Origin of the sequence: Staphylococcus cohnii subsp. cohnii, from assembly GCF_002902365.1 — a bacterium.
Taxonomy (GTDB): domain Bacteria; phylum Bacillota; class Bacilli; order Staphylococcales; family Staphylococcaceae; genus Staphylococcus; species Staphylococcus cohnii.
The window spans coordinates 1-5,865 of record NZ_PPQC01000031.1; the positions used below are offsets into that span (position 1 = coordinate 1).

The 5,865-nt window shown below is 30.1% G+C and carries 4 protein-coding genes and 3 pseudogenes; 5 read left to right on the top strand and 2 right to left on the bottom strand.

Features of this window, described 5'->3' with window-relative positions; translation table 11 throughout:
- Positions 1–465: 465 nt before the first annotated feature.
- The 5 genes and pseudogenes from CD032_RS05710 (at position 466) to CD032_RS05735 (ending at position 4,402) form a co-directional block, all read left to right on the top strand.
- Positions 466–660 carry a hypothetical protein gene (locus CD032_RS05710; RefSeq protein ID WP_019467632.1) on the top strand — a complete coding sequence of 65 codons (195 nt, stop codon included), beginning with the start codon at positions 466–468 and terminating at the stop codon, positions 658–660.
- A gap of 876 nt (positions 661–1,536) precedes the next feature.
- Positions 1,537–1,803 (top strand): annotated as a pseudogene (locus CD032_RS13355) (aminotransferase class III-fold pyridoxal phosphate-dependent enzyme); the annotation flags it as partial.
- Between the two features lie 156 nt (positions 1,804–1,959).
- Positions 1,960–2,226, top strand: a pseudogene (locus tag CD032_RS13360) (aminotransferase class III-fold pyridoxal phosphate-dependent enzyme); the annotation flags it as partial.
- Positions 2,227–2,284: 58 nt separating this feature from the next.
- Positions 2,285–3,271, top strand: a complete 987-nt coding sequence (gene bioB / locus CD032_RS05725) for a biotin synthase BioB (RefSeq protein WP_019467634.1) — start codon at positions 2,285–2,287, stop codon at positions 3,269–3,271.
- Between the two features lie 690 nt (positions 3,272–3,961).
- Complete coding sequence (locus tag CD032_RS05735) at positions 3,962–4,402, top strand: NUDIX domain-containing protein (protein WP_002476233.1); 441 nt, start codon at positions 3,962–3,964, stop codon at positions 4,400–4,402.
- Between the two features lie 360 nt (positions 4,403–4,762).
- Here CD032_RS05735 and CD032_RS13080 read toward each other — a convergent pair whose 3' ends face one another.
- Positions 4,763–4,906 (bottom strand): hypothetical protein, encoded by a 144-nt coding sequence (locus CD032_RS13080; protein WP_002324169.1) that lies wholly within the window; start codon positions 4,904–4,906, stop codon positions 4,763–4,765.
- A 550-nt stretch (positions 4,907–5,456) separates the two neighbouring features.
- A pseudogene (locus CD032_RS05740) lies at positions 5,457–5,813 on the bottom strand (protein rep); the annotation flags it as partial.
- Between the last annotated feature and the right edge of the window lie 52 nt (positions 5,814–5,865).

The window sequence follows — 5,865 nt, forward strand, 5'->3', positions numbered from 1 at the left end:
CTGACATGATAAATTAGTGGTTAGCTATATTTTTTTACTTTGCAACAGAACCGTTAATAGTATTATAAGCTTTATCCTTTTTTTATACCTGATACAGTCTTTATGGATAATATCTCCATACTTATCTTTGTATCTTTCTTTTATAAAAAATACAAAGACCCCTCTTATAGTAATTATAAAGATAACAACCCACAAGAAGTACAGTCAACAGAGATATAATATAAAGAAGATAGTTATAAAGACGTGGAAAGTATAAAAGAAGAAACAGAGAGTCAAAATAATGAAAACGAGTTACTCGATGAAAATCGATAGAACAAAAAATAGGAAGAACCAGCTTTTGAAAAAGGCTTTTAGAAGTGATTATTTGGTAATTAATGACTTAAAAGCACCTCAATATACTTATGATTCCTGTTTTATATAGATACAACTTTTGGTGATAACCAAATTAAAAAAATAAATCACAGCATGAAACAGTCGAAAGAACTTACTAAAGAATTAGAAGATAGTAAAAATGAATATCAACGTAAAGTTAAACAATTATTTAATGAAAGTGAAGATGATTTAAATAATAGAACAGATATTAATACAGAAAATGAACAAAATGAATTAACATATTTAGAAGCTATTGTATTAATACAATGGCTTCTTTTTTATAATTAAATAAATTATAGTGTCAAAAATTGCAGTATCAATTGATAGATCAATTTAAAAAATTACGGTGCACGACGCACCGTTAACTTAAATCCCCTCTTTTTTTAAGAACCCTAAAAAGCTATAAATAGTATCGTTATAGTCTTTTGTGTGCACCGTTTTTGAATCATTTATGGCATTAAAGTATATTTTGTGCACCGTGATATATTTAATTTTCAACAAAAATTCAAATAGCTATAAATGTTGATATAGCAATGTTTATAGAGAGAAAGTGCCGTAGGAATATTATGTTAAAAACATCAGCTATGCTGATTGCCACCTTAGGTGGCATTGTTTTTTCTTATGCTCTTATTTGAGTTAATCGAAGCATGCACCGAAAATAAGTTTTTTAATTAAATAATAGATATGAATAATGATCTTTTTTAATTAAAAGATGTTACGATACGTGATCAAAAGAACGTAAGAGTAACTTTATTTAGCTGTTGACAGCAAATAAACGTATAGAAAATGTACTGCTAAGAAGAACATTAGATATACCTTACGACCTTTAGAAAATTCAATTTTTAACTTTAAGTTAGTAAATTATTATTCATTAATTTAAAATTTGACTAAAATCACCAACAGTATATATAAAGTATATTTTCCCTTCTTGGTCATACCATTATTTAAACGTAGGGTTAAATGCAAACCAGAAGTCTGACAATAACTTCAAGAGTTTCTAGGAAGTTTTTTGGAATATTAGTAATGAAGGCCTCTCTTTTTTAGATAAATGTCAGATTTATTTTTGTATTTAATGGGATTGCTTCACCCAAAATGTAAACATATTCATTTTTTTAGTTTACATTTAGATCGCTTAGTTTTATTATCAGTACTAATACAGATATAGGAAAGAGTGGTGAAATGTTTACTTGTAATCATGAAAATGTGCGCTAGCTATCATGTGTCTAGGTAAGACGATTACGGGGGGATTTACCTTTAGCTGCTACTTTAAATTCTCAAAAGATTTATAAAACATTTTCAAGCGATAATCATGGTGTTAATGCATTTTTACATAGCTATACTTACACCGGTAACCAAATAGTATGTTCCATTGCTTTAGAAATTATTGTTACTTTTGTTCCAATTTTAAGCATATTGAATAAAGAAATTTGAAAAATGGTTAATATTTTTGAAAAAGCACTACACAATATATTAGATAAGGATGATTAGTATGAATTTAGCTGAAAAAAATTTAAAATGTAAACATTTTCATTTTTTTAGTTTACATTTAGATCGCTTAGTTTTATTATCAGTACTAATACAGATATAGGAAAGAGTGGTGAAATGTTTACTTGTAATCATGAAAATGTGCGCTAGCTATCATGTGTCTAGGTAAGACGATTACGGGGGGATTTACCTTTAGCTGCTACTTTAAATTCTCAAAAGATTTATAAAACATTTTCAAGCGATAATCATGGTGTTAATGCATTTTTACATAGCTATACTTACACCGGTAACCAAATAGTATGTTCCATTGCTTTAGAAATTATTGTTACTTTTGTTCCAATTTTAAGCATATTGAATAAAGAAATTTGAAAAATGGTTAATATTTTTGAAAAAGCACTACACAATATATTAGATAAGGATGATTAGTATGAATTTAGCTGAAAAAATTTTAAAAGGAGAAATCTTAACTAAAGAGAGGTTATTGAAAATATATGAAAATCCTAATATAGATACATTAGATTTATTGAACGAAGCCTACATATTAAGAAAACATTATTATGGGAAAAAAGTAAAATTAAATATGATCTTAAATGCTAAAAGTGGTATATGTCCCGAAAACTGCGGTTATTGCGGTCAATCTAGAGATATGAAACAAAAGCAAAGATACGCTCTAGTACCAGAAGAACAAATTGTTAGCGGAGCCAAAGTAGCTAACGAGAATAACATAGGTACATATTGCATTGTCATGAGCGGCCGAGGACCTAGTAACAAAGAAATTGATCATATAAGTAGAACAGTAGAAGAAATTAAATCAAACCATCCTCAACTGAAAGTATGTGCGTGTCTTGGTTTAACTAATGATGAACAAGCTAAGAAGCTCAAAGCGTCTGGCGTTGATAGATATAACCATAATATAAATACGAGTGAAAACTATCATGAAGAAGTTGTAACTACCCATACTTATAAGGACAGAACAAATACTATAGAAATTATGAAAGAAAATAATATTTCACCATGTTCTGGTGTGATTTGTGGGATGGGAGAATCAAATCAAGATATTATTGATATGGCTTTTGCCTTAAAAGAAATAGATGCAGATAGTATTCCTATTAATTTTTTACATCCTATTAAAGGTACAAAGTTTGGAGAAATGGATGAATTGACACCCATGAAGTGCTTGCGACTTATATCTCTATTTAGGATTGTCAATCCATCTAAAGAAATTAGAATTGCTGGCGGTAGAGAAGTTAATTTACGTTCACTACAACCTTTGGCTTTAAAGGCAGCAAATTCAATATTTGTAGGAGACTACTTAATTACTGGAGGACAGCCTAATAAATTAGATTATAAGATGATAGAAGATTTGGGATTTGAAATCGACTCTGGATATAATGAGCTGAAAGAAAGAGTATAATGACCTTACAAAGTGATTTTAAAAATTACAAGAAGAAAGTTTATATAGAGAGATTAAATCTATTGGATCCATTCGTGGTAAAGATATACCTATAGATGGGAAAATGATATTAATTTCGCCTCCAATCATTATCAAGACAAGAAGAAACTCGTTTTCAACTCGTTTCTAAAAATTAAAAAAGAGAGTAAAAATTAGGAGCCACTCTCTTTTTTAAAACCACTCAATAAACCAAAAATAAGAATTAAAGCAGAAATAAATAAACATAAAACAAAAAGACCATTAAATTCAGGTGTATTGAAAAAAGAAAACAATTCTAAGTTACTTAAATTACTAAGAAAACCACTATCATTGGGAGTTAGCTTCAAGTAATCAAAAACAAAAATTAAAAGGGTATTCGGATTATCGTGTGGAAAAACATTATAGCTGGTAGATTTTTGCTAAACTAAGGTCAGGCTAGTTGAAGAGTATCTTTTATTTTCTAAGTAATTGTGGTAGCATAAAAATGAACTAGAAAACTGTAGCTAGGGTTCCGCTATCTAGGTAGGTCAGTGACCGAGGGCTACATCTTTTACAATATGTAAAAGGCACCTATTGACATAAAAGGTCCGAGGGGGAAGGTTCAGCGTAGTTGTTATGCGTTGAAATCTTTCTCTTCGGCTCTTTTTTTATTATTTAGGAGGTATTTATCGTATGAAAAGGATCGATGATTTGAAAGCTGGTGTTGCAGTTATTATTTTGAATGAGGAGAACCAAGTTTTGTTGCAAAAAAGGTCCGATGTAGGACTTTGGGGTATTCCTTCAGGACATATAGAAATAGGGGAAACAGTTTCTGAAGCAGCTATTAGAGAAATAAAAGAGGAAACCAATTTAGATATTAGAATTAAAAAGCTTATAGGTGTGTACTCTGAGCCTGATTCTCAGGTTTTTACTTATCCAAATGGAAGAGTAGTGCATTTTATAACAACTTGTTTTCTTGCTGAAATTACTGGGGGTGAACTACGATGTAATTCTTCTGAGTCACAAGAAATTCAATTTTTTGAACAACAAAGTTTACCAAGAGACTTATTGAAAATGCATCCTCAATGGTTAAATGACGCCCTTGCCAATGATGACTTAGCTTTTATTCGTTAAAAAGTAAATCCTTGTTAAGTTAACGGGGGGATTAGTAAAAAGAGGGGTTCAGATAAAAAATTCCACACTATTTTCCGATTACCCAATTAAAATAAATGTGCCAATTGTGAAAAGAATAGCTGAAATTAAATATTTTAAAAACTTACTCAATATACCCCTCCTTTTTTTATCAAATTACCAAAATTAGTTGCTTTATTCCAATTGCTTTATTGACGTTGAGCCTCGGAACCCTTAACAATCCCAAAACTTGTCGAATGGTCGGCTTAATAGCTCACGCTATGCCGACATTCGTCTGCAAGTTTAGTTAAGGGTTCTTCTCAACGCACAATAAATTTTCTCGGCATAAATGCGTCAACTCTTTTATTCTTCAGAAATACTTTTAGTTAATAAAGTTGCTCCACCAATTAACATTCCAATGCCCAAAATAAAGAAACCACTAAAGATAGCAAAAAGACTTCCTAAAGATAAGAAAATAGAAAATAAATTACGTTCTGTTTTTTTCAAATTCAAAACTCCTTTTTAGCAAACTTTATCACAATAGTTATTACTTTACAGGTCTATTTTTCGTCGTTATAATCTAGTTAAATCCCGTAAGGGCGCACTTATACGTCGGATAAATCGACGTGTGCAAAACCGTAATCGACCTTCGTCGATTTTTTATATTCATTTTAAGGAATCGGCGTTGTGGCGCAGATATAAAAATTAATACTACATCAAGACTAAAGCTACTAGTTTTTTGCTAGTAGCTTTTTTATTTTGTTAATTTTTAAATGCCTTTATTTTGAATTTTAAGGGGGCATTTTAAAGATTTAGGGGTAAATCATATAGTTTTATACCTAAAAACCTACATAAGCTTTTAAAACGCAAATATGAGCCAAATAAATATATCTTAATTTCACAAACTAAAATTCAAGCAAATCCAGTGTCGTTTTTTTTAGACACTACCCAGTTACATGCAAATTTAAAAATTGGCATAAAAACTGGTCAACCATGCCGGTTGGACGCTATAGTTCCCGCAGGGGCAAAAAAGCATAAAAAAACGCTAACTTTTAAGCTAACGTTTCAAATCTTTTAAGTAATAATTTTGTTTTTCAAAATTCCAAATTGCCGTAATTGAATGTGCTTTTTCTTCTTCGTCTGTTGTTTTATCTTCGTCACTTGTATTAATCAAATTACCATCTTCGGCATCATCTAAATTTAAAATTTTATGTTTTTGTTTAAGCAATCCACCATAACTCAACATACGTTTTCGGTATAAACCTTTTTCTAAATCGTTCACGATTTCTTGATTTCTTTCGTCATCATCAGTTAAAAAATCAGATGACTTAACCGAATATTTTGAGGTTTCTTTGATTGCTGCTTGAATATCTTTATCACCTTTTTGGTTTGGTTTGATCGCTTTAATATTTGCGGTTCTGTTGCAAAGTTGAATTTATAGTATAATTTTAACAAAAAGGAGTCTT

Coding starts and splice junctions, on each gene's coding strand:
- bioB (WP_019467634.1), top strand. CDS start 2,285: ATGAATTTAGCTGAAAAAATTTTAAAAGGAGAAATCTTAACTAAAGAG.
- CD032_RS05710 (WP_019467632.1), top strand. CDS start 466: ATGAAACAGTCGAAAGAACTTACTAAAGAATTAGAAGATAGTAAAAAT.
- CD032_RS05735 (WP_002476233.1), top strand. CDS start 3,962: ATGAAAAGGATCGATGATTTGAAAGCTGGTGTTGCAGTTATTATTTTG.